The sequence below is a fragment of the Rahnella sp. CJA17(1/100) genome (assembly GCF_963881615.1).
Lineage (GTDB): Bacteria > Pseudomonadota > Gammaproteobacteria > Enterobacterales > Enterobacteriaceae > Rahnella > Rahnella aceris.
This window is the reverse complement of the sequence record NZ_CAWOJA010000009.1, coordinates 56,321-80,167: the sequence shown is the minus strand read 5'-3', so window position 1 is coordinate 80,167 and position 23,847 is coordinate 56,321. Positions and strand designations below refer to the sequence as shown.

Sequence of the window (23,847 nt, the reverse complement as noted above, 5' to 3'; positions counted from 1 at the left end):
CGTACTTCAAAGTGTAGTGTCGTTTAAGGGTGAGTTTTCTGCAAATGCGCGCTGAACTCCGCTGCATCCATAAAACCCGTCACCCGTGACTGTGGCAACTCATGACCATCAGGCCCGAAGAACAAAATTGTCGGCAGGCCCAGAACATTCAGACGTTCTAATAACGCTTTCTGCTCAGGGGAATTCTGGGTGACATCTGCCTGCAGCAATAAGGTATCCGTCAGTTCATTCTGCACGTCTGGCGCTGAGAAGGTATATTTTTCGAACTCTTTACACGCCACGCACCAGTCAGCGTACAAATCCAGCATAACGCGTTTGCCCTGCGCGCCCTGCAGGGCAGCGTTCAGTTCACCGACATTATGGATTTTCTGGAAATTAAGTGCGTGTACCTGTGTTGTTGTGTTAGCGGCTGGCGCAAATGCCCAGTCCTGCAAAGGACGGCTGACGATCAGCGCCGCGGCCAGGAAAAGTAATTGCAGCGTCCGCACCATGCCGCGCTGGCTTTTCAGGCTGAGCAGGAATGCCCAGCCGAAGAACGCCATGCCGAGCAGGCTCCATAAACGCAGCCCCCAGATATCGCCAATCACACGTTCGAGTAAAAATACCGGCAGTGCCAGAATGACAAAGCCAAATCCTTCTTTGACGTATTGCATCCACGGCCCGCTGCGGGGCAGTAATTTGTTGCCGAACATCGTCACAATAATCAGCGGAATGCCCATCCCCAGCGCATACAGATACAGCGTGCCAGCCCCCGCCAGCAGATTCCCGCTCTGGGCGATATACAGCAGGATCGCGCTGAGCGGCGCGGTGGTGCAGGGAGAACAAATCAACCCGGCCAGTGCGCCCATAATAAAGACGCCGGGCAGCGAGCCGCCTTTTTGCTCGTTACTCCATAAAGCCAGCCGGGTCTGGACGGCAGAAGGAAGTTGCAGGCTGAACGTGCCAAACATCGACAGCGCCAGAACAATGAACATCACCGAAAGCACAATCAGTACCCACGGACTTTGCAACGCCGCCTGGAACTGCAAGCCTGCTGCAGCGACCACCATACCAAGCAGTGTGTAAGTCAGCGCCATGCCCTGCACGTAAACCAGCGCCAGCAGGAAAATTCGCTTCATGCTGTGAGGGCGCTGACGCCCGAGAATAATGCCGGAAATCAGCGGATACATCGGCAGAACGCAAGGCGTAAAGGCAATACCGATGCCGATCAGCAAGGCCCACAGCGGAGAAAACGGCAGTGGTGTGGATGGCTTTTCAGGCGTCACGATAACCGGTGCGGATGCTGTATCCGTAGCTGGCGTGCTGACTCGCGTCGGTTCCGTGACGGCACTCAGCGGCACGTCACGAGTTTCCGGCGGATAGCAGAATCCTGCGGCGGCACATCCCTGATAGGTCACCCGAACGGTTGCATCCGCGCTGGCCTGACGGAGAGGGATCGTCAGATGCAGGGCATTCTCATAAACTTCGCTGTCACCGAAAAACTCATCATGATGATCACGGCCTTTGGGCATCAGAAACGCCGCGAGCTGAGCATTCTTCGGTTCCAGCTCAATCTTGCTGCGATATAAATAATAGCCGTCACGGATTTGCCAGTTCAGTTTGAGATCGTGACCTTGCTGCTGGAAATCAAAACTGAATGCCTGATCGACGGGGACAAACTGTGGCGCGGCGGGTTTGCCAAATAAAGAGGCATTCGCCTGAAACGGCAAAAGACTCAGGCTGCACAGCAGGAAGAAAATTCGAAGAATGCGGTGATCCATGCGGAGTAAAGTTCTCTTTGTCGCGGCAGATGAACAGCCACTGAGTGAATCGACAGAAGATGCGCACGGCGTCATGCCATAGCGCGTTAATGAATTGTGAGTATACCCTGAGCAATCCCTGAGCAGAAAGCCCCGCAGTGCTTAACGGGGGCCGCAGCCCCCGGAAAACTGTCAGAGAATAATACTGCCGAAACCAAATCCAAAAACTACGGACAGGAACACGCCAATCGTGCCGGGAATAAAGAATGGATGGTTGAAGACGAAGCGCCCGATGCGGGTGGTGCCGGTGTCATCCATCTGCACGGCGGCAACCAGCGTCGGATACGTCGGCAGAATGAATAAACCGGAAACAGCGGCAAAAGAACCCACGGCGGTCAGCGGCGATACGCTCAGTGCCAGCGCCATTGGCAGCAGGGCTTTGGTCGTGGCGGCCTGCGAATACAACAGCGCAGAGCTGAAGAAGAAAATCACTGCCAGCAGCCAAGGATGCGCCTGAATCAGGCCACCTGCGGTTTCTTTGATCCAGCCGAGATTGGCCTGCACAAAAGTGTCACCCAGCCAGGCCACGCCGAGGATACAAATACAAGCGCTCATGCCGGATTTGAACGTACTGGAGGTCAGAATGGCGTCGGTATCAATGCTGCACAGCAAGGTGATTAACGTGGCGACACTGAGCATGATAATCAGGATGGCGCTGTTGGTGGTCATCACAGGTTGTGCGACCCAACCCAGGCTCGGGCTGTTAATAACCGCATAAGCGACCACCGTCAGTACGCCGAGCAGGAACAGCAACACCGAGAGTTTGGCGCCGCGTTTGATTTCCAGCACTTTATCGCCACGCAGTTGGATCAAACCTTCTTCATACCGTTTGAGATAAACCGGGTCATTGGAAAGCTTTGCGTCAAAGCACCAGCTGACAATCAGCGACATCAGGATTACGGCGGCCAGTGTGGACGGGATCATCACCATCAGCAGATGAAGATAACTGACGCCGTGGCCTTCCATGGTGGATGCCATGTACACCACTGCGGCAGAAATCGGTGAGGCGGTAATGGCTATCTGCGCGGCAACCACGGCGGTGGAAAGCGGGCGGCAGGGTTTAATCCCTTGCTCTTTGGCGACTTCAGAAATAACCGGTAATGCCGACAGTGAAATGTTGCCAGTGCCCGCCATAATCGTCAGGAAATAGGTGACGATGGGCGCGAGGAGGGTGATGTGTTTGGGATTACGGCGCAGCAGCTTTTCAGTTTGTTGCACCAGATAATCCATCCCGCCTGCTACCTGCATGGTCGAGATCGCGGCGATCACCGCCATGATGATAGAGATTACGTCAAAAGGGATGGTTCCCGGTTTAACGCCTATCAGGGCGAGCACCAGAACGCCAAGCCCGCCCGCGAAACCAATGCCGATGCCGCCTAAGCGCGCGCCGAGGAAAATCGCCGCCAGTACAATAATAAATTCGATAATTAACATGGTTGTCCGTCCATATTCCCAGCACTCCTTAAGGAATTGATAATTAATTGTTGTGTAATTGTTGTGTTGTACAAAGTAAAAAGGCCCGCTGTTCTGCAGAACAACGAGCCTTTAAAAGGTCAGTATTTGAGTCTGTTACTGTTCATTTTCATCGGTATAGCGTTTTGCTTTGTAAGCCGGATGTTTCAGGTTTTCGATGGAGAAAATGTCGTCCAGCTCCGCCTCAGTCAGCAGGCCGCGCTCGAGCACCACTTCCCTGACACTCTTACCGGTTTCAGCACAAATCTTGCCGACGATATCGCCATTGTGGTGGCCGATGAACGGATTAAGGTAGGTGACGATGCCGATAGAGTTGAAAACGTAGAACTCACATACTTCTTTGTTCGCTGTAATGCCGTTGATGCATTTTTCGAGCAGATTGTAGCAGGCGTTAGTCAGGATATGCACTGACTCAAACATCGCCTGACCAATTACCGGTTCCATGACGTTCAGTTGAAGCTGGCCCGCTTCTGCCGCCATCGTCACGCAGACGTCGTTACCGATGACTTTGAAGCACACCTGGTTCACGACTTCCGGGATAACCGGGTTCACTTTGGCTGGCATGATAGAAGAACCCGCCTGTAATTCCGGCAGGTTGATTTCATTCAGGCCAGCGCGAGGGCCGGAAGAGAGCAGACGCAGGTCGTTACAGATTTTAGAAAGCTTCACGGCCAGACGTTTCAGCGAGCTGTGAACCATCACGTATGCGCCACAGTCGGACGTTGCTTCAATCAGGTCTTCAGCGGGTACACAGGCCAGATTGCTGACTTCTGCCAGTTTTTCTACCGCCAGTTGCTGATAACCTTCCGGCGTATTCAGGCGGGTACCGATTGCTGTCGCCCCGAGGTTCACTTCCAGCAGTAATTCGCCGGTACGCAACAGATTGCGGGTTTCCTCTTTGAGCAACACGTTGAACGCGTGGAATTCCTGACCGAGCGTCATCGGAACGGCGTCCTGCAACTGTGTACGGCCCATCTTGATGATGTTTTCGAATTCTTTCGCTTTACGCTCAAAGCCGTCGCCCAACTGGGAAATAGCATCAACCAGTTTCAGCAAGGACGCGTACACGGCGATACGAAAACCAGTAGGGTAGGCATCATTGGTGGACTGGCATTTGTTCAGATGGTCATTTGGATTGAGGAACTGGTAATCGCCTTTCTGGTGTCCCATCAGTTCCAGACCGATGTTCGCCAGCACTTCATTCGTGTTCATATTTACCGAGGTTCCCGCACCGCCCTGATAGACGTCGATAGGGAACTGGTCCATGCATTTGCCTTTATCAAGCACTTCGTCGCACGCCTGAATAATGATATCCGCAATGTGACGTGGAATGGTGCGCAGCTCTTTGTTAGCAAGAGCTGCCGCCTTTTTCACCATCACCATGCCGCGAACAAACTCAGGAACATCACTGATCTTGGTGTTGCTGATATAGAAGTTTTCAATCGCCCGCAGGGTGTGAATGCCGTAATAAGCTTCTGCCGGTACTTCGCGCGTGCCCAGCAGGTCTTCCTCGATACGAATGGTGTTTGACATGAGAACCTTCTCTTCGGTACTGAATGCGTTATGCGATGTTTAAAATTATGTTACTGGCCGTAGTAAATTTAAAACGATCAACCGTTGTTTGAGCAACGGAGGCGATCATATGCTGCTTCAGACGAATTGCACGTACTAAGATCACTATCCTGCCCTATTATCGTGCATGTTTTTAGTATCTGTGAGAATTCTCACAATTCATTTACCTGCTCAATTAAATCAGGTCTGGTGGTTGAAATCATGATGAGTGATCACCATCTCAGTGTAGTCAGCCTGCATTTCTTTGATAGCGAAGATCTCAAGCAGGCACTTATTCAGGGTTTGGAATGCCGCTGCGACAGCGCTTCCGGAGCCAAATTACAAGGAGAATGCGGTGCGCTGGTTACCGTTATTACTGTTATTCCTGCTGGCTTACATTGAAATCACCTTATTTATCAAGGTGGCTGCGGTGGTTGGCGTGGCAACAACGTTATTGCTGGTTGTTTTCACCTCTTGCGTAGGTGTCTCTCTGGTGAAGAATCAGGGCATGAAGACGTTTATGCAGTTGCAGCAAAAACTGGCGGTTGGGGAAAGCCCGGCAGCCGAGATGGTTAAAAGTGTTTCGCTGGTGATCGCCGGATTCCTGCTGCTGGTACCGGGATTCTTTACTGATTTCCTCGGTTTGCTGCTTTTGCTGCCACCCATCCAGAAACGACTGACGCTAAAACTGATGCCGCATTTGAACATTGTGCGTTCCGGCGGTAACTGGGGGAGCAGCGCGCCAACGGGGAATACCTTTGATGGCGAGTTCCAGCGGACGGATGAAACGCAGGAACGTCTGGTTACACCTAAAAAAGATGACGACACAGAGCATCACGATCGCTAATCTCTGTGGCCTCAATTGTTAAAAGATTGTTGGGAAGCACTGCGAAGGTCGATTTTCGTCAACAGAGCAGCGAAAGAAAAAGAGAAAATTTTTCTGTTCTTCCCCTTGAAGGGCTGCGTATCGCCCCCATTAAACAAACCACGAGGCCGGGCAGGACTTTGCCAGGCATTCAACCCTAAAAATAGATATGGACCCGCTCACAGGAGAGTTATCAATGAAAATTCGTCCATTGCATGACCGCGTTATCGTCAAGCGTAAAGAAGTAGAATCTAAATCCGCTGGCGGCATCGTTCTGACTGGCTCCGCTGCCGGTAAATCTACCCGTGGCGAAATCCTGGCTGTCGGCCATGGTCGCATTCTGGAAAACGGTGAAGTTAAAGCGCTGGACGTGAAAGTTGGCGACATCGTCATTTTCAACGACGGTTACGGCGTGAAAGCTGAGAAGATCGACAATGAAGAAGTGTTGATCATGTCTGAGAGTGACATTCTGGCAATCGTAGAAGCCTGATTGTCCCCCGATCCACTTTTTTCTGAACAGAACGAATTTAAGGGAAATTAACAATGGCAGCTAAAGAAGTAAAATTCGGTAACGACGCCCGTGTGAAAATGCTGCGTGGCGTAAACATCCTTGCTGATGCAGTAAAAGTGACCCTGGGCCCTAAAGGCCGTAACGTGGTTTTGGACAAATCTTTCGGCGCACCAACCATCACTAAAGACGGCGTGTCCGTTGCACGTGAAATCGAACTGGAAGACAAGTTCGAAAACATGGGCGCACAGATGGTGAAAGAAGTCGCGTCCAAAGCGAACGATGCAGCGGGTGACGGTACCACTACCGCAACCGTTCTGGCTCAAGCCATCATCACTGAAGGCCTGAAAGCTGTTGCCGCGGGCATGAACCCGATGGATCTGAAACGTGGTATCGACAAAGCTGTCGTTGCTGCGGTTGAAGAACTGAAAAAATTATCTGTCCCTTGCTCTGACTCTAAAGCCATTGCACAGGTTGGTACCATCTCTGCTAACTCCGATGAAACTGTCGGTAAACTGATCGCTGAAGCGATGGAAAAAGTGGGCAAAGAAGGCGTCATCACTGTTGAAGAAGGCACTGGCTTGCAAGATGAGCTGGACGTTGTTGAAGGTATGCAGTTCGACCGCGGTTATCTGTCTCCTTACTTCATCAACAAACCAGAAACCGGTTCAATCGAACTGGAAAGCCCGTTCATCCTGCTGGCTGACAAGAAAATTTCTAACATCCGCGAAATGCTGCCAGTACTGGAAGCCGTTGCGAAAGCCGGTAAACCACTGCTGATCATTGCTGAAGACGTTGAAGGCGAAGCCCTGGCGACTCTGGTTGTGAATACCATGCGTGGCATCGTGAAAGTGGCTGCGGTCAAAGCACCAGGCTTCGGCGACCGTCGTAAAGCTATGCTGCAGGACATCGCAACCCTGACTGGCGGTACCGTTATCTCTGAAGAGATCGGTCTGGAACTGGAAAAAGCCACTCTGGAAGATATGGGTCAGGCTAAACGTGTTGTTATCAACAAAGACACCACCATCATCATCGATGGCGTTGGCGAAGAAGCAACCATCCAGGGCCGTGTTTCTCAGATCCGTCAGCAGATTGAAGAAGCGACTTCTGATTACGACCGTGAAAAACTGCAAGAGCGTGTGGCTAAACTGGCAGGCGGCGTAGCCGTTCTGAAAGTGGGCGCAGCGACTGAAGTTGAAATGAAAGAGAAGAAAGCTCGCGTTGAAGATGCCCTGCACGCAACCCGTGCTGCGGTAGAAGAAGGCGTGGTTGCTGGTGGTGGTGTGGCGCTGGTTCGCGTTGCTCACACTCTGGCTAACCTGACCGGCGACAACGACGACCAGAACGTGGGTATCCGCGTTGCTCTGCGCGCAATGGAATCTCCACTGCGTCAGATCGTTGTGAATGCTGGCGAAGAAGCCTCTGTTATCGCAAACAAAGTGAAAGCGGGCGAAGGCAGCTTCGGCTACAACGCTTACACCGAAGAATACGGCGACATGATCGCAATGGGTATCCTTGATCCAACTAAAGTCACCCGTTCTGCTCTGCAGTACGCGTCTTCTGTAGCTGGCCTGATGATCACCACTGAGTGCATGATCACCGACCTGCCTAAAGACGATAAAGTCGATATGGGCGGCGCTGGCGGTATGGGTGGAATGGGCGGCATGGGCGGCATGATGTAATCATCATCCCCCTGCGTTCATCCGCAGGTACGTAAAATCAGCGGGCTTTTTGCTCACTGAAGCAACGTACTGAAGAAACCCGGTCTGTAAAGGCCGGGTTTTTTTATTTGACCCTTTTTTATCAGGTTCAGTAAGATAACTCTCATTGTCTCCGGCCTTTAGCGTGTAGACTTGTTTCTGCGTGGATTTCGGATTTTTACCGATAGCACAAACTTGGGTATGCGTGGCAACGGATGCCTAAGAGAGCCAGGTGTTTTCTGATAGGCTTTATGTGATTACAAAAACAAATGGGGAAAGTGATGCGGATTAAAATGTTACTGGGCCTGTCAGCTATCGCGCTGCTTGCCGGGTGCAGTACCACTCATCAACTGGATGCAGCGGGCCAGCAGGTGAAATTCACGGACGACAAACCAGGCGCAAATTGTCAGTTGCTTGGCGAAGTCACCGGTGCCCAAAGCAACTGGTTCTCCGGTACCGGCGGTGACGGCAGCTCCATGCGTGGCGCAGCCAATGACCTGCGTAACAAAGCGGCAGCGATGGGCGGCAACACCATTTATGGTGCCAACAGCCCGTCCCAGAACTTCCTGTCCAGCTTTGCACCGGTTGACAGCAAAATGGTCGGTCAGGTTTATAAGTGCCCATAGTCGCGTGAAGGCTATAAATACTAAAGGGATGCCAATGGCATCCCTTTTTGCGTTCCCCCTTCATACTTCAAGCCGCAGGTGCGTTGGCTACGTTCAGTCACCCGAATCACTTACCTGAGTAAGCTCATCGGGACTCCATCACTTGCCGCCTTCCTGCAACTTGAATTATTTGGGGTTGGAAGAACGTGTTAAGACTGCTTCAGCCGCAGATCCAGAATGGTTTTGCTCGGCTCGCCGCCAATTTCACGGGTCAGTTTCGGTACCATATAACCTGACACTTTACTCATCAGCCCTTTCATAATGACGCGCGCTTCGTCGTCGTTCACCATGAAATGCGCCGCACCCTGTACTTTATCCAGCACGTGGATGTAGTAAGGCAAAATACCCGCGTCAAACAGCGCGTTGCTCAGTGTCGCCAGCACATCAGCAGAATCATTTACGCCCCGCAGCAGCACGCTCTGATTGAGCAGCGTCACGCCATGGCGTTTCAGCTTCGCCATGCTGGCGCGCAATGCATTATCAATCTCATTGGCGTGATTGATATGCGTCACCATCAGCACCTGAAGGCGTGATTTTTCAAGTCGCTGGCAGAAGGCATCCGTGATACGTGCAGGGATAACCACCGGCAAACGGGTATGAATACGCAGCCGCTTAATGTGCGCGATCCCTTCGAGTTCACCGATCAACCAGTCGAGTTCATGATCCTTGGCCATCAGCGGATCACCACCGGAGAAAATAATTTCATCGAGTTCCGGGCGAGTGCGGATATAATCCAGCGCCTGAACCCAGTTAGCCTTATTTCCCTGGTTGTCCTGGTACGGGAAATGACGACGGAAACAGTAGCGGCAATTTACCGCACATCCGCCTTTCACCAGTAACAGGGCGCGATTGCTATACTTGTGCAACAGACCCGGAACAACGCTGCGTTGTTCATCAAGCGGGTCAGTGGTAAAGCCCGGCGCGGCAATAAATTCCTCGCGTGCGGTCAATACCTGAAGCAATAAAGGATCCTGTGGATCGCCCGGCTGCATACGTGCCACAAAGGCGCGGGGCACGCGAAGCGGGAACAAACGACGGGCTTCACGCCCACTTTGCAGTTCTGCATTGTCGTTAAGTGCCAGAAGAGTAAGCAGTTCATCCGGGTCAGTGATAACATCGCCGAGTTGATACAACCAATCTTCTCTAAATGGCGTGTTTAGGGTTACAATGTTTGCCATTTTTTTGGCTAATACCAGTTTAAAATTAGAGGGCCATCATGGCGACTTATTCTAGCAACGATTTCCGTCCGGGTCTTAAAATCATGTTCGAGGGCGAGCCTTACGCTATCGAATCCAGTGAATTCGTAAAACCAGGCAAAGGCCAGGCTTTCGCACGCGTTAAAATGCGTCGTCTGCTGACCGGTTCCCGTGTAGAAAAAACCTTCAAATCTACTGACTCATGCGAAGGCGCTGATGTTGTAGATACCAACATGAACTACCTCTACAACGACGGTGAGTTCTACCACTTCATGCACCCTGAGACTTTCGAACAGCATCAGGTTGAAGAGAAAACTGTTTCTGACGCCTCTAAATGGCTGCAGGACAACGCAGAATGTATCGTGACGCTGTGGGATGGCCGTCCTATCGCTGTTCAGCCACCAAACTTCATCGAAGCTGAAGTTGTGGACACTGATCCTGGCCTGAAAGGTGATACCGCAGGTACCGGCGGTAAGCCAGCGACCCTGAGCACCGGCGCTGTGGTTAAAGTGCCATTATTCGTGCAGATCGGCGAAATCGTCCGTTGTGACACCCGCTCTGGCGAATACGTTTCCCGCGTTAAATAAGTTCTCAATACTTATTACGCCGGATGAAAGCTGCCACAGGTGAATGCCTGTCGCAGCTTTCCAGCCCCAACTTGTTGAATGGGATTATGTTTACCATGTTGAAGAAGATGATGTTTATCGTGGTTTCAGTGATGCTGCTGGCTTCGTTATCCGGCTGCAACACGGTTCATGGTTTCGGTGAAGACATCCAGCATCTGGGTGGCGCAATTTCCAAAGCAGGCTGATCCCTTCAGCCTCATTTTACCAAATGTCCTAAAATCCTGCCTGTTCCCTTCTATATCCAGAAAATTAGCTACACTAAAAGTGTCGTACTTTACATTCTCTTATAGGAAGGAAATTTATATGCTGAAGAAAAGTATCCTCGCTATCTTGTCTGTTCTTATCTTGTCTTCTGCCTTAACAGCCTGCAACACCACGCGTGGCGTAGGTGAAGATGTGTCTGCCGGTGGGGAAGCCATTCAGAAAAGCGCGCAATAGCGAGCGAATAACGTTAAGTAAACTGATGTCTGCCTGCACGTTGATGCAGGCAGTGTTGTTTTTATGGCGCGAGTTTTATGGTGTAAGCATCAAGACTGTTTCACCCACACCAGTTTGCTGGTATCAAATCCGTACTGCTGCGCCGTTTGCAGAAGTTGCTGCTTCACGCTGTCATCCAGCGTTGGCGTACGGGACAGGATCCACAGATAGCTTTTATCCGGCCCGCAGACCAGCGCGTAACGATAATCTTTATCCAGTTCTATGACGTTATAACCGCCATAGAACGGACCGAAGAATGACACTTTCAGCGCCGCGCGCGCAGGTGATCCGGTGAAGTAACCTTTGCCCTCACTTTCCTGCCATTTATTCTTCTGCGGATTAAACCCGCGATTAATCACTTTTACGCCGCCATCATCGCGCAGGCTGTAATTGGCGGTGACGCGTTCCAGTCCGCTTTCAAAACTATGGTCCAGCCTAGCGACTTCATACCAGGTACCGAGATAGCGGGTGAGTTCGAAATTATTGACGACTTTGACGTCAGCAGGCGGCGTTACGCTGCACGCGACTGACATAAGTGCTGTGATGATAACGCTGAGTTTTGACCAGATACGCATGGAGTTTCCTTCCTTAGTATGCTCTCTAAGTGTAGGTAACAAAAAAGAAAAAGGGAAAACCTGCGGATAAAGAATGAAAACAGCGGCCAGAGAGATGGCCGCTGGAAAGTCAGATCTTTGCGGATCAGAGGCGGATCAGCACGATAAGGGTGACGATACTTAAGATCGTCGCCAGCCCGTAGAACACCCATTTTCCGGCCGGAACGTGGATCTTCAGGTCGTGCATGCAGTGATGGATCCGGTGCAGACCGCACCACAGAGGCAGCACGATCATCAGCAGCAGGAACAGACGCCCGATCCCGCTTTGCGCAAATGCCAGCACGCGTGGATAGCTCAGTGCGTCGCCGGGGAAAAAGCCCAGCGGCAGCAGGAAGCACACCAGCAGAATCATCACCGGCGCAAAAATCGCGCTCCACATACCGCCCGCACCAAACAATCCCCAGAACACCGGCTCGTCTGAACGTTTAGGAAGAGTATTTTTCATGTCGCCTCCTTAAAGAAACAGTGCGATGACGAGAACAACCAGCATCACAACGATCGTCACGCCCCAGAAACCGGCAATCACCGGTTCAGGTCCCATCTTTTTACCTTTCACCACCAGGATGGAGGCTTTCGGTGCCAGTTCGAACCAGGTTTTGGTATGCAACAGGGCCGCAAGCAGGGCGATCAGGTTAATCAGCAAGACCACCGGATTTTGCAGAAAATTCACAAAACCCGCCCAGCTTTCAGGCCCGTTACGTAACGAGCAAACCCCTGCCAGCAGTAAGAGACTGAACCATACTGCCGGAACCGCCGTGCCCTCACGCAGCATATAAAAACGGTAGAACGGTAAATTTTTCCACCAGCTGGCTTTCATCTCACGCACGTAGGGTTTACGTTTGCTGCCCGTATTTTGAGTCGTCATATTTTCCTCCCTCATTGCGGTCTCAGCCTCGCGATCATGAAGTCTTTCGAACTTTCGACTTTGCCTTGCTGAATGGCGGCGGCAGGGTCGACGTGCTTCGGACAGACTTCGGAGCAATAACCGACGAACGTACAACTCCAGACACCATTCTGACTGTTGAGCTGTGGCATACGTTGTGCTTTGCCGTGGTCACGGTTATCGAGGTTGTAGCGATGCGCCAGCGTGATAGCTGCCGGGCCGATGAATTCAGGATTCAGTCCAAACTGCGGGCAGGCGGCATAACATAAACCACAGTTGATACAGCCGGAGAACTGGTGATATTTCTCCATTTGCGCCGGAGTTTGCTTGCCCGGGCCTTCGCCGACCGTGCGGGTATTGCCGATAATGTAAGGTTTGATGGCTTCGAGGCTTTCGATAAAGTGGGTCATATCGACCACCAGATCACGTTCCACCGGGAAGTTCCCCAGCGCCTCAATCTGCATACCGTCCGGATATTCCCGCAGGAAGGTTTTGCACGCCAGCTTCGGCACCCTATTCACCATCATGCCGCACGAGCCGCAGATTGCCATACGGCACGACCAGCGATAGGAAAGGTCAGCGGCCAGATGGTCTTTGATGTAGCCCAGAGCATCGAGCAGTGACGTTGTTTCATCGAAAGGCACGTCATACACCACCGGATGCGGCGCGCTGTCCGTTTCCGGGTTGTAGCGCATGATCTCAACCTTCAGGCTGCGCATTTTAGCCACGTGATTGCTCCTTATCTTTTTTATCGTGAGTCTCAGATTCCCCGCCGTACACGCGTTTTGCCGGTGGCAGCGTGGTAATTTTCACGTCGCCATATTCGAGACGCGGGGCGGAATCTGGCTGATAAAAGGCCAGAGTATGTTTGAGGAAATTCACGTCATCGCGTTCGGTACAGCCTTCATCGAGACGCTGATGGGCGCCGCGTGATTCGCGACGATTGATGGCGGAATGCGCCATACATTCTGCTACTTCCAGGCCATGACCCAGTTCGATGGTATACAGCAGGTCGGTATTAAAGACACTGGAGGTATCCTGAATTTTCACCCGTTTGAAGCGTTCTTTCAGTTCGGCCAGTTTATCGATGGTTTTTTGCATCAGCTCGGTAGTGCGATAAATCCCGCAACCTTCTTCCATCGCCAGACCCATTTCGTCACGGATGGCGGCCCAGCTTTCGTCGCCTTCCTGTGCCATCAGCGCGGCAACACGGTTTTCGATATCACGCACCTGCGCTTCGAGTGCGGCGCTGTTGCCGGTGTCTTTGGCTTCAACTGCGCGTTCTGCCGCTTTTTCACCGGCCATACGCCCGAACACCACCAGTTCTGCCAGTGAGTTGGAACCGAGACGGTTGGCGCCATGCAGACCGACAGACGAACATTCACCGACTGCGAACAGACCTTTGATACGGGTTTCACACTGTGCATCGGTTTCAATGCCGCCCATGGTGTAGTGCGCGGTAGGGCGAACAGGGATCGGATCCGTAATCGGATCGACGCCGACATACGCTTTGGCCAGTTCGCAGATGAACGGCAGACGCTCACGCAGTTTTTTCTCGCCGAGATGGCGTAAATCCAGATACACCACGTCGCCACGCGGCGTTTCGATGGTGCGTCCGGCGCGCCATTCGTGCCAGAACGCCTGTGATACTTTGTCACGCGGGCCGAGTTCCATGTATTTGTTTTTCGGCTCGCCCAGAGGGGTTTCCGGCCCCATGCCGTAATCCTGCAGATAACGGTAACCGTCTTTGTTGACCAGAATACCGCCTTCACCGCGACAACCTTCTGTCATCAGGATGCCGGAACCCGGCAGGCCGGTCGGGTGATATTGCACGAACTCCATGTCGCGCAACGGAATGCCATGGCGGAACGCCATGCCCATACCGTCGCCGGTGACGATGCCGCCGTTGGTGTTGTAACGGTAAACACGGCCTGCGCCGCCGGTCGCCATGACCACGGCGTTGGCCCGAATTTGCACGCGTGTGCCTTCCATCATATTGATGGCGACGACGCCGCGTACCTGGCCTTCATCGACCAGAATATCGAGGACGAAATGCTCATCGAATCGTTTGATTTGTGGGTATTTCAGCGAGGTCTGGAACAGGGTGTGCAGCATATGGAAGCCGGTTTTATCCGCGGCAAACCAGGTGCGTTCGATCTTCATTCCGCCGAAGCGGCGAACATTGACGGAACCGTCATCCTTACGGCTCCACGGACAGCCCCACAGTTCAAGCTGGGCCATTTCAGTCGGGCATTGATGAACGAAATGATCCACCACGTCTTGCTCACACAGCCAGTCGCCTCCGGAAACGGTATCCTGGAAGTGAAAATCAAAGCTGTCGTGATCTTGCGTCACAGCGGCAGAACCGCCTTCGGCCGCCACGGTGTGGCTGCGCATTGGGTACACTTTCGAAATCAACGCGATATTCAGGTTGGGATTGGCTTCCGCTGCGGCTATTGCTGCGCGTAAACCCGCCCCACCTGCACCTATAATTGCAATGTCGGCGTTAAAGGTTTGCACTGCATTCCTCCACTATCATCAATGAGATCGGGTTTGAAACACCCGCGAAAAGCTCTTCATAATCGAAGAGTTAGTGAACCCCGATGACATACAGGCGCTGTCCCGGTGGCTGATATTCTTATTGTTTGTAAGAGAATTATTATACCAAAGGGGTAGTCATGGTAATTTGATGTGAATGCAGGTTTAGGCTTTCTCTGCATTGCACTTCGTAAAATGAGATATTTGTTTGCCTGCGGGGATGCAGGTAGACTGCATGACTTTTCTGAATTCGGAGTAAATCACCATGAGCGAAACAGCAAGCTGGCAACCCAGTGCTCCCGTCGCCAATTTGTTGAAGCGTGCGGCTATCCTCGCTGAGATTCGACGTTTCTTTGCCGATCGCGGCGTACTGGAAGTTGAAACGCCAGCAATGAGCCAGGCCACGGTGACCGACATTCATCTGGTGCCGTTTGAGACGCGTTTTGTCGGGCCGGGTGCGGCTGACGGCATGACGTTGTATCTGATGACCAGCCCGGAATATCACATGAAACGTTTGCTGGCTGCGGGCAGCGGGCCGATTTATCAGATGGGACGCAGTTTCCGTAATGAAGAAGCCGGGCGTCATCATAATCCGGAATTCACCATGCTCGAATGGTACCGTCCGCGTTATGACATGTACCGTCTGATGAATGAAGTGGATGATTTACTCCAGCAGGTTCTCGATTGCGATAGCGCTGAAACCCTGTCTTATCAGCAGGCGTTTACCCGCCATCTCGGTGTGGATCCGTTATCCGCCGACAAAACGGAACTGCGTGAAGCGGCGGCAAAACTGGATTTATCCAACATTGCTGATACCGAAGAAGACCGTGACACCCTGCTACAGTTGTTGTTTACGATGGGTGTAGAACCGCACATTGGTCGCGACAAACCGACATTCGTCTATCATTTCCCGGCCACGCAGGCCGCTCTGGCAGAAATCAGTACGGAAGATCACCGCGTCGCCGAGCGTTTCGAGGTGTATTACAAAGGCATTGAGCTGGCGAATGGTTTCCGCGAACTGACGGATAGCCGTGAGCAGCGTCAGCGTTTCGAGCAGGATAACCGCAAACGCGCGGCACGCGGCCTGCCGCAGCATCCTGTCGATAACAATCTGCTGGATGCGTTAGAACACGGTATGCCGGAGTGTTCAGGTGTGGCGCTGGGCGTTGACCGCCTGATTATGATTGCGCTGGGTGCTGCCAGCCTGAGTGATGTCCTGGCCTTCCCGGTGACACGCGCCTGATGAGGGCTTAAGCCCTGTTCCCAAGGTCAGGGCTTCCTTCCACGACTTCCCTTTTTGCCCCTTCATTGTGCAATAAACCCAAAACTGCACTTTTACTGAAACAAAAGTACCTAAATGACGCAACGCTGATTTTAAAGTTTCAGTGCTGGCCCTTTCTCGCCAAGCGCCATAAACAGGGTCTTCTGCCTGAGTTAAGCTAAATTTTTTGCTGCTGGCCTGATTTATGCATTACCGGATCATCACTTATTATCCGGAAAACTCGTTATGTCAGAATCCAACGACAAAGAACTTCTTTATGGACTGGAAGAGCGCATTGCACCGGCACCGGCATTTTTCACCGCCATCCAGCACGTGCTGGCAAGCGTGGTCGGAATTATCACGCCGCCGCTGATTATCGGCTCGGTTCTCGGGCTGAATGCCTACTTGCCTTATCTGATCAGCATGTCTTTGCTGGCTTCCGGCATCGGGACATTTATTCAGGCGCGCCGGTTTATGTCGGTGGGCGCGGGGATGATTTGTTTGCAAGGTACCAGTTTTGCATTTCTGGGGGTGATCCTCTCCGGCGGTATGTTGGTGAAAAGCCGCGGTGGCTCTCCTGAAGACATCATGGCGATGATTTTTGGGGTGAACTTTGTGGCGGCGTTTATCCCGCTGCTGGTTAGCCGGTTTATCGGGCAGATGCGCCGCGTGTTTACACCGCTGGTCAGCGGCACCGTAATCGCGCTGATTGGCATCAGCCTGATTAAAGTCAGCATTACCGACTGGGCGGGCGGCCATGGTGCCGCGAATTTCGGCGCACCGGCTAACCTCGGGCTGGGGGCACTGACGCTGCTGGTGATTGTCGCCTGCAACCGTATCGACGTGCGCTGGCTGCGCCTTTCATCAATAGTTTTAGGCATTGTTGTCGGCTGTATCGCCGCTGCGCTGACCGGCCATCTGACGGTGAAACCTTTGCAGGGCGACTGGTTTGCATTGCCGCAACTGTTCCGTTTTGGTTTTAAGTTTGACTGGATTATTTTCGTGCCGATCGCGCTGGTATCGTTTATCAGCATCCTGGAAGCGGTGGGCGACCTGACCGCTAACTGCATGTTGTCGCAGCAACCGATTGAAGGGGAAAGCTTCCGTAAACGTCTGCAGGGCGGGATTCTGGCTGACGGTATCAGTTGCCTTATCGCCGCAGCCTTCTCGTCATTTCCTAACACAACATTTGCACAGAACAATGGCGTGATCCAGATGACCGGCGTCGCCAGCCGTTTTGTCGGCATGTATATTGGCGCGGTATTACTGGTGCTAGGCCTGTTTCCGTTTATCGGCGAAGTGTTGCAGCAAATTCCTGCGCCGGTGCTGGGTGGCGCAACGCTGGTGATGTTTGGCAGCGTGGTCGCGGCGGGTATCCGAATCATGACGCAGTCGCCGGTCGGACGTCGTGAAATGCTGATAATTGCCATCGCCTTTGGCATCGGTCTGGGCATTGAAGCCGTGCCAGATGTGCTTGGTCAGTTCCCACCCATCGTTGGCAATATCTTCGGGCATGCCGTGACCAGCGGTGGCGTTATCGCTATTCTGCTCAATTTACTGATGCCTGCAGAACGCACCAGCGTGGTCGCGGAGGAGATCAAGGTTCACTGAAATCCTGCGCGTTGCGCCCCTGGATCAGCAGACAGGGCATAACTGAGCTGACTCACTTTTTGAATTTAATGTGACCTTAAAAAGGAAGTCAGACATGTCAGAGCAACGCACGTGGATCAAGAATCCGCTGGCGGTTTTTACCGCCAACTCACTGGATGCCCGTGGTGGCATCGTCATTGAAGGGCAGAAAATTGCTGAGTTGCTGACCGCGGGTCAGCCACCCTCGCAGCCGGTAGATCATATTTATGATGCCTCCGAGTCTGTACTGCTGCCGGGGCTGATTAACACTCATCATCATTTTTATCAGACGCTGACCCGGGCCTGGGCGCCCGTGGTCAACGTGCCGTTATTCCCGTGGCTGAAAAAACTTTATCCCGTCTGGGCGCGTTTAGGGCCGGAGGCGCTGGGCCTGGCAAGCCGCGTCGCAATGGCTGAACTGTTGCTCTCCGGTTGCACTACCACCACTGACCACCATTATCTTTTCCCGCAGGGCATGGAGGAGGCGATCGATGTGCAGGTGGGCGTCGTGCGTGAGCTGGGCATGCGTGCGTTACTGACGCGCGGCTCGATGAGTCTCGGCGAGGAGCAGGGCGGTTTGCCGCCGGAACAGACGGTCCAGTCGGGCGAGGTGATTTTGCAGGACAGCCAGCGCCTGATTGAATGCTATCATCAGCGCGGTGAGGGCGCGTGGATGCAGATTGCACTGGCACCTTGCTCGCCGTTTTCGGTCACCACCGAAATTATGCGTGAGAGCGCCAGGCTGGCGCAGCGGGAAGATGTCCGGCTGCATACGCATCTGGCGGAAACGCTGGATGAAGAACAGTTTTGCCTGAAAATGTTTGGTCTGCGTACAGTCGATTATCTGGAAAGCGTCGGCTGGCTGAGCGACCGCACGTGGCTGGCGCACGGTATTCATTTTAATGACGATGAAATCCGCCGTCTGGGCGCGGCGGGCACCGGTATCTGTCATTGTCCGGTGTCGAATATGCGGCTGGCATCCGGCATGTGCCCGACGCGGGATCTGGAGACCGCTGGCGTGCCGATTGGTCTGGGCGTTGATGGTTCGGCGTCGAATGATGCATCAAACCTGATGTATGAAGCGCGGCAGGCGCTGTATCTGCAACGTCTGAAATACGGGGCGGAATATGTCACGCCGGAACGAGTGCTGGGCTGGGCGACGCGCGGTTCGGCGAAGCTTATCGGTCGCGATGATATCGGGCAGATTGCCGTGGGCAAACAGGCTGATCTGGCGCTGTTTAAACTCGATGAATTACGTTTCAGCGGCAGTCATGACCCGATTGCCGCGCTGCTATTGTGTGGTGCGGAAAAAGCCGATCGGGTGATGATCGGCGGGAAATGGCGGGTGACTGACGGTGAAATTGTCGGCATGGATATCAAATCGCTGATCTCTTTGCACCGCAACGCTGCGGCAGCGCTAATCGCGGATCTGTAAACTCCATCAGCCAATGTGCTTAAAAAAGGGCAGAAGAATCTGCCCTTTTGCTGTTCTCTTTTCTCTTACAAATCGCCCGGTGAGCGCGAACTGTTTCCGCTGCGGCCACTTCCGCTGCTGCTGGTAAAGGTCGCGTTATTGCCATTTTGCGCGCGGTGCAGTGTTTCCATACGCACCTGGAATGGCGGGAATGGCAGTGTAATGCCGTGCTCGCGGAATCCAGCCAGGATCAGTTGGTGAATTTCATGGCGAAGCGGCATACGGTGCGCCATTTCAGCGGCATGCATACGCAGCTCGAAAATCTGAATCCCCTGCTGGAGATCCACCAGATAGGCTTCCGGCGCAGGCATATCCAGCACCAGCGAACAGCGATGCGCAGCGTTGAGCAGAATTTCTGTCACTTCTTCACTGTTGGCTTCCGACGGTGCAGGCACGGTTAGCACCACACGCGTGACGGAATCCGACAGCGACCAGTTGATGAACTGCTCGGTGATAAAGGCCTTGTTCGGCACGATAATCTCCTTGCGGTCCCAGTCAGCGATCGTCGTGGCACGGGTGTTGATCCTGGTGATACTGCCGGTCAGGTTGCGGATCGTTACGGTATCGCCGATACGGATCGGTTTTTCAAACAGGATAATCAGGCCGGAAATAAAGTTAGCGAAGATCTCCTGCAAACCGAAGCCGAGACCGACACCGAGTGCCGCCACCAGCCATTGCAGTTTTGCCCACTCGATCCCGATCAGCGAGAAACCGGTCAGGCCGCCAATCAGCAGCAATACGTATTTGGTGACGGTCAGTACGGCATAGCCGGTACCCGGCGTCAGATCCAGGTGTTGCAGCAGCGCCAGTTCCAGCAACGCGGGCAGATTACGCACCAGTTGCGTGGTGATAATCAGCACCAGAATGGCGATCAGCACCGATCCGAGGGTGATCGGCTGCATGCTTTCCACGCCCTGAACCGTAGACGCAACCTGCCAGAGATGAATATTTTCCAGGAAAGAGAAGGCCGAGTGGATTTCAGACCACAGGAAGATCACCGAGATCAGCGCGATCAACGTCAGCAGAGAACGCACCAGCCGCAGCGACTGGGCAGAGATGGCATCCAGATCCACCACCGGTTCCTCAATCTCGACCGTGCCTTCATTGCTGGTGCTGATCTGATGGCCATCTTCCTCACCGCGGGCGCGTTGATTCAGCATTTCCGCACGGCGCTGCTTGGCGCGTTCGAAGGCGATACGACGTCGCTGAATCAGCATCCAGCGGCGGATAATGTGATAAATCACCAGCAACACGAACCAGATGGCGACCGAGGTTTCCAGGCGGGCCAGCAGCGCCTGTGAGGTCGCGAGGTAGCCCATCAGTGAAGCCAGCGCAGCGACAATCGGTGCGCCCAGCAGCATCCACCACAGCGTCTTGTTAATGATGTTTTCGCTGTTGCCTCTTTTATCGTGATACAGCGGAATGCCCGCGCGTTTGAGGCTATTGGTGACCAGTGCGACCACCAGACACAGAATCACGAAGCACAGACGCCCCAGCGTATTAGAGAACTCGCGATCGTTGAGATTATCGAAGGTAATCAGCGCCATAATGAGCGGCACCAGCACCCAGATCGACAGCGCGTAATAGCGCAGTGCCCTTGACACCGCACGCTGCGGCCAGCCGAAGTGTGCCACAAACAATCCCTGAGGATGTGCCAGCGCGGCGCTGACCATAAACGCCCACAGGATTGGCAACGTCGCGGTGACGCCATCGCCGATCGCCACCGCAATCGGATACGGCCAGGCACTTTGCAGCCCGAATCCCAGCGCGGCCCACAGCACAGGTAACGGCATCGCCACCAGAATTGACCAGAACACGGTACGCAGGGTCAGCGAGAAATGATCCTGCGTGACTTTGCCGACTTTACTGCTGGCACGTTCCAGAAATGCATAATAGTGCTTGCGGGAACTGATGCTGATAATCACCAGAATCAGTGCGCCAAACAGCGGCAGCAGTGTTTCTTTGCTGGTGACCATCATCATCGACGCACCGCCAAGCTGGCTGAGCGAATCCAGCGAGACCAGCCGTTTCAGGTCATGCGCGACCTGCACCGGGTAAGAAATGCCGATGGCGCTGACGTCTGCCACCCAGAACAGATAACGGTGGGCGGCGTCATGTACGTCATTCAGCGCCTCCACCAGTTGGCTGTTTGCCACTTTCAGCTTGGTCAGTTCAAGAATTTGGGTATCGCAACCCGAGAGCAGGGAATTGAGCAAATCACGTTGCGTCCGCAACTGCGCATCCAGAATTTTTTGCTGATCTGTGGTGAGCGGTTTGCCATCGTCCTGCCGCGCCTGACGGTAAATAGCCTGCTTATCCAGCAAATCTTCATAGTGCAGACGCTGAACGCGCAACTGGCCCATATCGCGGTCAAGCTGTTGCGGTTTTGGCATATCCGGCAGACGCGCAACCTGCGCCCTCAGCGTTTCGCCAAGTAAATTAGACGCGCCAAGCCACTGCGCCTGTTCGCGAATGGTATTAATCGCCTGACGTACCTGCTGAGTCTGTGCAGCGGCCTGACGTTGTTGAGAGGAAATCAGGTCCATCCGCTGCGCCTGCTGATTCAGCGCCAGCGACAACTCGCGGTTTGCCTGTAACTGCTGACTGATCGAGTGTGGCAACTCGCCACTCTGTTCGGCCAGCAGCTCGGTTTTTTCCAGTGCCTGTTCGGCTTCCTGCTGACGTTGATTATTCAGCGTGTTGCGTAAAACCTGTAATTGCTGATCAAGAAAATCGGCGCGCTTTTTGTAGAGATCGGTGCGCATCCGCGACAATTCCTGCCGGTTATTGGCAGAAAGCTGAGCCAGTTCCAGTTCATCCACCTTCGCTTTGCGCGCTGCGGATTCGGCCTGAAGTGCGCTGAGTTGCGCCTGCGCCAGGGGTGAGGAGGTGGCCGCTGCTGTCGCCGCCTGTATGCGCTGATCGATGTCACTCAGCGCGTTGCGGGCTTCGGATTGCTGTTGCGGGATCAGACTTAGTGAGTCGCTGATGTCGCGGGAGCGATCCTGCTCCTGACGTAACTGGCGGGTTTCTTCCAGTTGCTGGCTACTGACTTGCAGAATTTGCTGCTCGAGCTGAGCGGCTGAGATGCTGTTATCCAGCGCCGGTGGCTTGTCAGGCTGATTTCGCAATTCCTGGCGCAGGGCCTGCGTCAGTTTTGGAAAATCATCAATGACCTTTTGATATTCCGCCGTGCGCCCGGCTGAAACACTGGCTTCATTCAGCCAGTTGAGTGCGCTTTGCAGCGCCTCAACCACCTGCGTCTGATTGGCCATTTCTTTGTTGGCTTCCGCCTGTTTCAGCTCCTGTTTGAGCTGATCTTCAGTCGGGGCCGCACCCGCCATCAATGGCAGGGACAGCAGTAAACTCATCAGCAGGGCGGGGATCAGGCGCACTCGGTCACATCCTTTTTCTCAGTTCTTTTCGTCTGTTCAGGGCGAACTTAATAATCTTTCGGGACTTGTGGTTCAGCCGTTGCCACACCAGCAGGTGTTTCTGTTGCTACAGGTACTTCTGTTGCTGTTGCTGTTGCTGTTGCTGGTGCTTGCGCGTCTGTTGTTGCGGGTGCCGCTTCACGCAGCGCTTCAGCGAACGGTTCGCCCATGCGGGTCACGGTGCCATTGCTCAGATTCGGCATGAAGCGAATTTGTTTAGCGGCAAACAGGTTGATCACCGTAGAACCCAGTTTGAAACGGCCCATTTCCTGACCTTTTTCCAGCGCGATGGCACCTTCTTCGCCCGCCGCCGGATAGGTCCAGCGTTTGATAATGCCTTCGCGTGGTGGTGTGACACAGCCGGCCCAGACGGTTTCAATGCTGCCGACAATCGTTGCGCCGACCAGAATCTGCACCATCGGCCCGAATTCAGTATCAAAGACGCAGATGACGCGTTCGTTACGGGCGAACAGATTTGGCACATTCGCAGCGGTCAGCGGGTTGACGGAGAACAAATCACCCGGCACATAAATCATTTCGCGCAGCACGCCGTCGCACGGCATATGCACGCGGTGATAATCCCGTGGTGCCAGATAAATGGTGGCGAACTGGCCGTCTTTGAACTGCTCAGCCAGCAGATAGTTACCCGCCAGCAGCGCTTCTAAACTGTAGAAATGACCTTTAGCCTGGAACAGCTTGCCATCGGTAATTGCCCCTAACTGGCTAACTGCGCCGTCGGCTGGCAGACAAAGCATATCCAGACCGCTGACGACCGGACGTGCGCCATCGCGCAGCGGACGCACGAAGAATTCGTTAAATGTGGCGTAAGATTTGAGATCCGGGTTTTGCGCTTCTTTCATGTCGACGTTATAAAAACGCGCAAACGCTTTGATCACCCAATGGGTCAGCGTGGCCGCACGTTTGTCCGCGCCCCAGCCAGCAAGACGGGTCATTCCTTGTTTAGGAAGTAAGTATTGCAGTTTGATTTTGATACTGTCCAGCACGGGGAAAACCTCTTGGATGGTATGAATGACCGGTGTTACCGGTCATTTTGCAGGAGACCCTGAAATCAGTTCAGGGTCACGCAGTGTTGTATGGCGGAGGATTGTAACGGGGTGAAATCAACGGTTCAACTTCCGTTAACCTCACCCGTT

The 23,847-nt window shown here is 53.5% G+C and carries 21 protein-coding genes; 10 read left to right on the top strand and 11 right to left on the bottom strand.

All coding sequences use genetic code 11. From position 1 onward, the window contains the following. Positions 1–23: 23 nt before the first annotated feature. The 3 genes from AACU55_RS05720 to aspA form a co-directional block, all read right to left on the bottom strand. On the bottom strand, positions 24–1,760 hold the full coding sequence (locus tag AACU55_RS05720; RefSeq protein WP_037034297.1) for a protein-disulfide reductase DsbD: 1,737 nt from the start codon (positions 1,758–1,760) through the stop codon (positions 24–26). 171 nt (positions 1,761–1,931) lie between these two features. Then, the gene (locus tag AACU55_RS05715) at positions 1,932–3,233 is read right to left on the bottom strand and encodes an anaerobic C4-dicarboxylate transporter (protein WP_014411551.1); all 1,302 of its coding nucleotides are present in this window, start codon (positions 3,231–3,233) and stop codon (positions 1,932–1,934) included. A gap of 135 nt (positions 3,234–3,368) precedes the next feature. Then, positions 3,369–4,805, bottom strand: coding sequence for an aspartate ammonia-lyase (gene aspA / locus AACU55_RS05710; RefSeq protein ID WP_013573737.1), 1,437 nt, complete (start codon positions 4,803–4,805; stop codon positions 3,369–3,371). A 373-nt stretch (positions 4,806–5,178) separates the two neighbouring features. Here aspA and AACU55_RS05705 point away from each other — a divergent pair, with 373 nt between their 5' ends. The 4 genes from AACU55_RS05705 (at position 5,179) to AACU55_RS05690 (ending at position 8,522) form a co-directional block, all read left to right on the top strand. Further along, positions 5,179–5,670: an FxsA family protein gene (locus AACU55_RS05705; RefSeq protein WP_037034296.1), complete on the top strand. Its 492-nt coding sequence runs from the start codon at positions 5,179–5,181 to the stop codon at positions 5,668–5,670. A 214-nt stretch (positions 5,671–5,884) separates the two neighbouring features. Then, positions 5,885–6,178 carry a co-chaperone GroES gene (locus AACU55_RS05700; RefSeq protein WP_009636718.1) on the top strand — a complete coding sequence of 98 codons (294 nt, stop codon included), beginning with the start codon at positions 5,885–5,887 and terminating at the stop codon, positions 6,176–6,178. 53 nt (positions 6,179–6,231) lie between these two features. Continuing rightward, positions 6,232–7,878, top strand: a complete 1,647-nt coding sequence (gene groL, locus AACU55_RS05695; protein WP_013573739.1) for a chaperonin GroEL — start codon at positions 6,232–6,234, stop codon at positions 7,876–7,878. 299 nt (positions 7,879–8,177) lie between these two features. After that, positions 8,178–8,522, top strand: coding sequence for a DUF4156 domain-containing protein (locus AACU55_RS05690; protein ID WP_014333641.1), 345 nt, complete (start codon positions 8,178–8,180; stop codon positions 8,520–8,522). Positions 8,523–8,710: 188 nt separating this feature from the next. On the opposite strand, the gene epmB is transcribed toward AACU55_RS05690, so the two are convergent. Next, a complete protein-coding gene (epmB, locus tag AACU55_RS05685) occupies positions 8,711–9,739 on the bottom strand; it encodes an EF-P beta-lysylation protein EpmB (RefSeq protein ID WP_134706812.1) in 1,029 nt (342 codons plus the stop codon). 38 nt (positions 9,740–9,777) lie between these two features. Between epmB and efp the strand changes: the two genes are divergently transcribed. From efp to AACU55_RS05670, 3 genes are all read left to right on the top strand, one after another. Continuing rightward, positions 9,778–10,344 (top strand): elongation factor P, encoded by a 567-nt coding sequence (efp, locus tag AACU55_RS05680; RefSeq protein ID WP_013573742.1) that lies wholly within the window; start codon positions 9,778–9,780, stop codon positions 10,342–10,344. Positions 10,345–10,439: 95 nt separating this feature from the next. After that, positions 10,440–10,568: an entericidin A/B family lipoprotein gene (locus AACU55_RS05675; protein WP_013573743.1), complete on the top strand. Its 129-nt coding sequence runs from the start codon at positions 10,440–10,442 to the stop codon at positions 10,566–10,568. A gap of 118 nt (positions 10,569–10,686) precedes the next feature. Next, the gene (locus AACU55_RS05670; protein ID WP_013573744.1) at positions 10,687–10,821 is read left to right on the top strand and encodes an entericidin A/B family lipoprotein; all 135 of its coding nucleotides are present in this window, start codon (positions 10,687–10,689) and stop codon (positions 10,819–10,821) included. An 89-nt stretch (positions 10,822–10,910) separates the two neighbouring features. On the opposite strand, the gene blc is transcribed toward AACU55_RS05670, so the two are convergent. From blc to frdA, 5 genes are all read right to left on the bottom strand, one after another. Continuing rightward, positions 10,911–11,435: an outer membrane lipoprotein Blc gene (blc, locus tag AACU55_RS05665; protein ID WP_134706811.1), complete on the bottom strand. Its 525-nt coding sequence runs from the start codon at positions 11,433–11,435 to the stop codon at positions 10,911–10,913. A gap of 124 nt (positions 11,436–11,559) precedes the next feature. Further along, positions 11,560–11,919 (bottom strand): fumarate reductase subunit FrdD, encoded by a 360-nt coding sequence (gene frdD / locus AACU55_RS05660; RefSeq protein ID WP_014333645.1) that lies wholly within the window; start codon positions 11,917–11,919, stop codon positions 11,560–11,562. Between the two features lie 9 nt (positions 11,920–11,928). Beyond that, the gene (gene frdC / locus AACU55_RS05655; RefSeq protein ID WP_134706810.1) at positions 11,929–12,339 is read right to left on the bottom strand and encodes a fumarate reductase subunit FrdC; all 411 of its coding nucleotides are present in this window, start codon (positions 12,337–12,339) and stop codon (positions 11,929–11,931) included. A gap of 11 nt (positions 12,340–12,350) precedes the next feature. Further along, positions 12,351–13,076, bottom strand: coding sequence for a succinate dehydrogenase/fumarate reductase iron-sulfur subunit (locus AACU55_RS05650; RefSeq protein ID WP_153376587.1), 726 nt, complete (start codon positions 13,074–13,076; stop codon positions 12,351–12,353). Between the two features lies 1 nt (position 13,077). Then, positions 13,078–14,877 carry a fumarate reductase (quinol) flavoprotein subunit gene (gene frdA, locus AACU55_RS05645; RefSeq protein ID WP_014411553.1) on the bottom strand — a complete coding sequence of 600 codons (1,800 nt, stop codon included), beginning with the start codon at positions 14,875–14,877 and terminating at the stop codon, positions 13,078–13,080. Between the two features lie 283 nt (positions 14,878–15,160). Between frdA and epmA the strand changes: the two genes are divergently transcribed. The 3 genes from epmA (at position 15,161) to AACU55_RS05630 (ending at position 19,220) form a co-directional block, all read left to right on the top strand. Then, positions 15,161–16,138: an elongation factor P--(R)-beta-lysine ligase gene (gene epmA, locus AACU55_RS05640; protein WP_013573750.1), complete on the top strand. Its 978-nt coding sequence runs from the start codon at positions 15,161–15,163 to the stop codon at positions 16,136–16,138. Positions 16,139–16,402: 264 nt separating this feature from the next. Then, entirely contained in the window at positions 16,403–17,767 is a 1,365-nt protein-coding gene (locus AACU55_RS05635; protein WP_013573751.1) for a uracil-xanthine permease family protein, read from the top strand. A 94-nt stretch (positions 17,768–17,861) separates the two neighbouring features. Then, positions 17,862–19,220 (top strand): 8-oxoguanine deaminase, encoded by a 1,359-nt coding sequence (locus AACU55_RS05630; protein ID WP_134706809.1) that lies wholly within the window; start codon positions 17,862–17,864, stop codon positions 19,218–19,220. A 65-nt stretch (positions 19,221–19,285) separates the two neighbouring features. Here the strand turns inward: AACU55_RS05630 and mscM are convergent, their stop codons facing one another. Further along, the gene (gene mscM, locus AACU55_RS05625) at positions 19,286–22,654 is read right to left on the bottom strand and encodes a miniconductance mechanosensitive channel MscM (RefSeq protein WP_134706808.1); all 3,369 of its coding nucleotides are present in this window, start codon (positions 22,652–22,654) and stop codon (positions 19,286–19,288) included. A gap of 47 nt (positions 22,655–22,701) precedes the next feature. Then, entirely contained in the window at positions 22,702–23,697 is a 996-nt protein-coding gene (gene asd, locus AACU55_RS05620) for an archaetidylserine decarboxylase (protein WP_134706807.1), read from the bottom strand. Between the last annotated feature and the right edge of the window lie 150 nt (positions 23,698–23,847).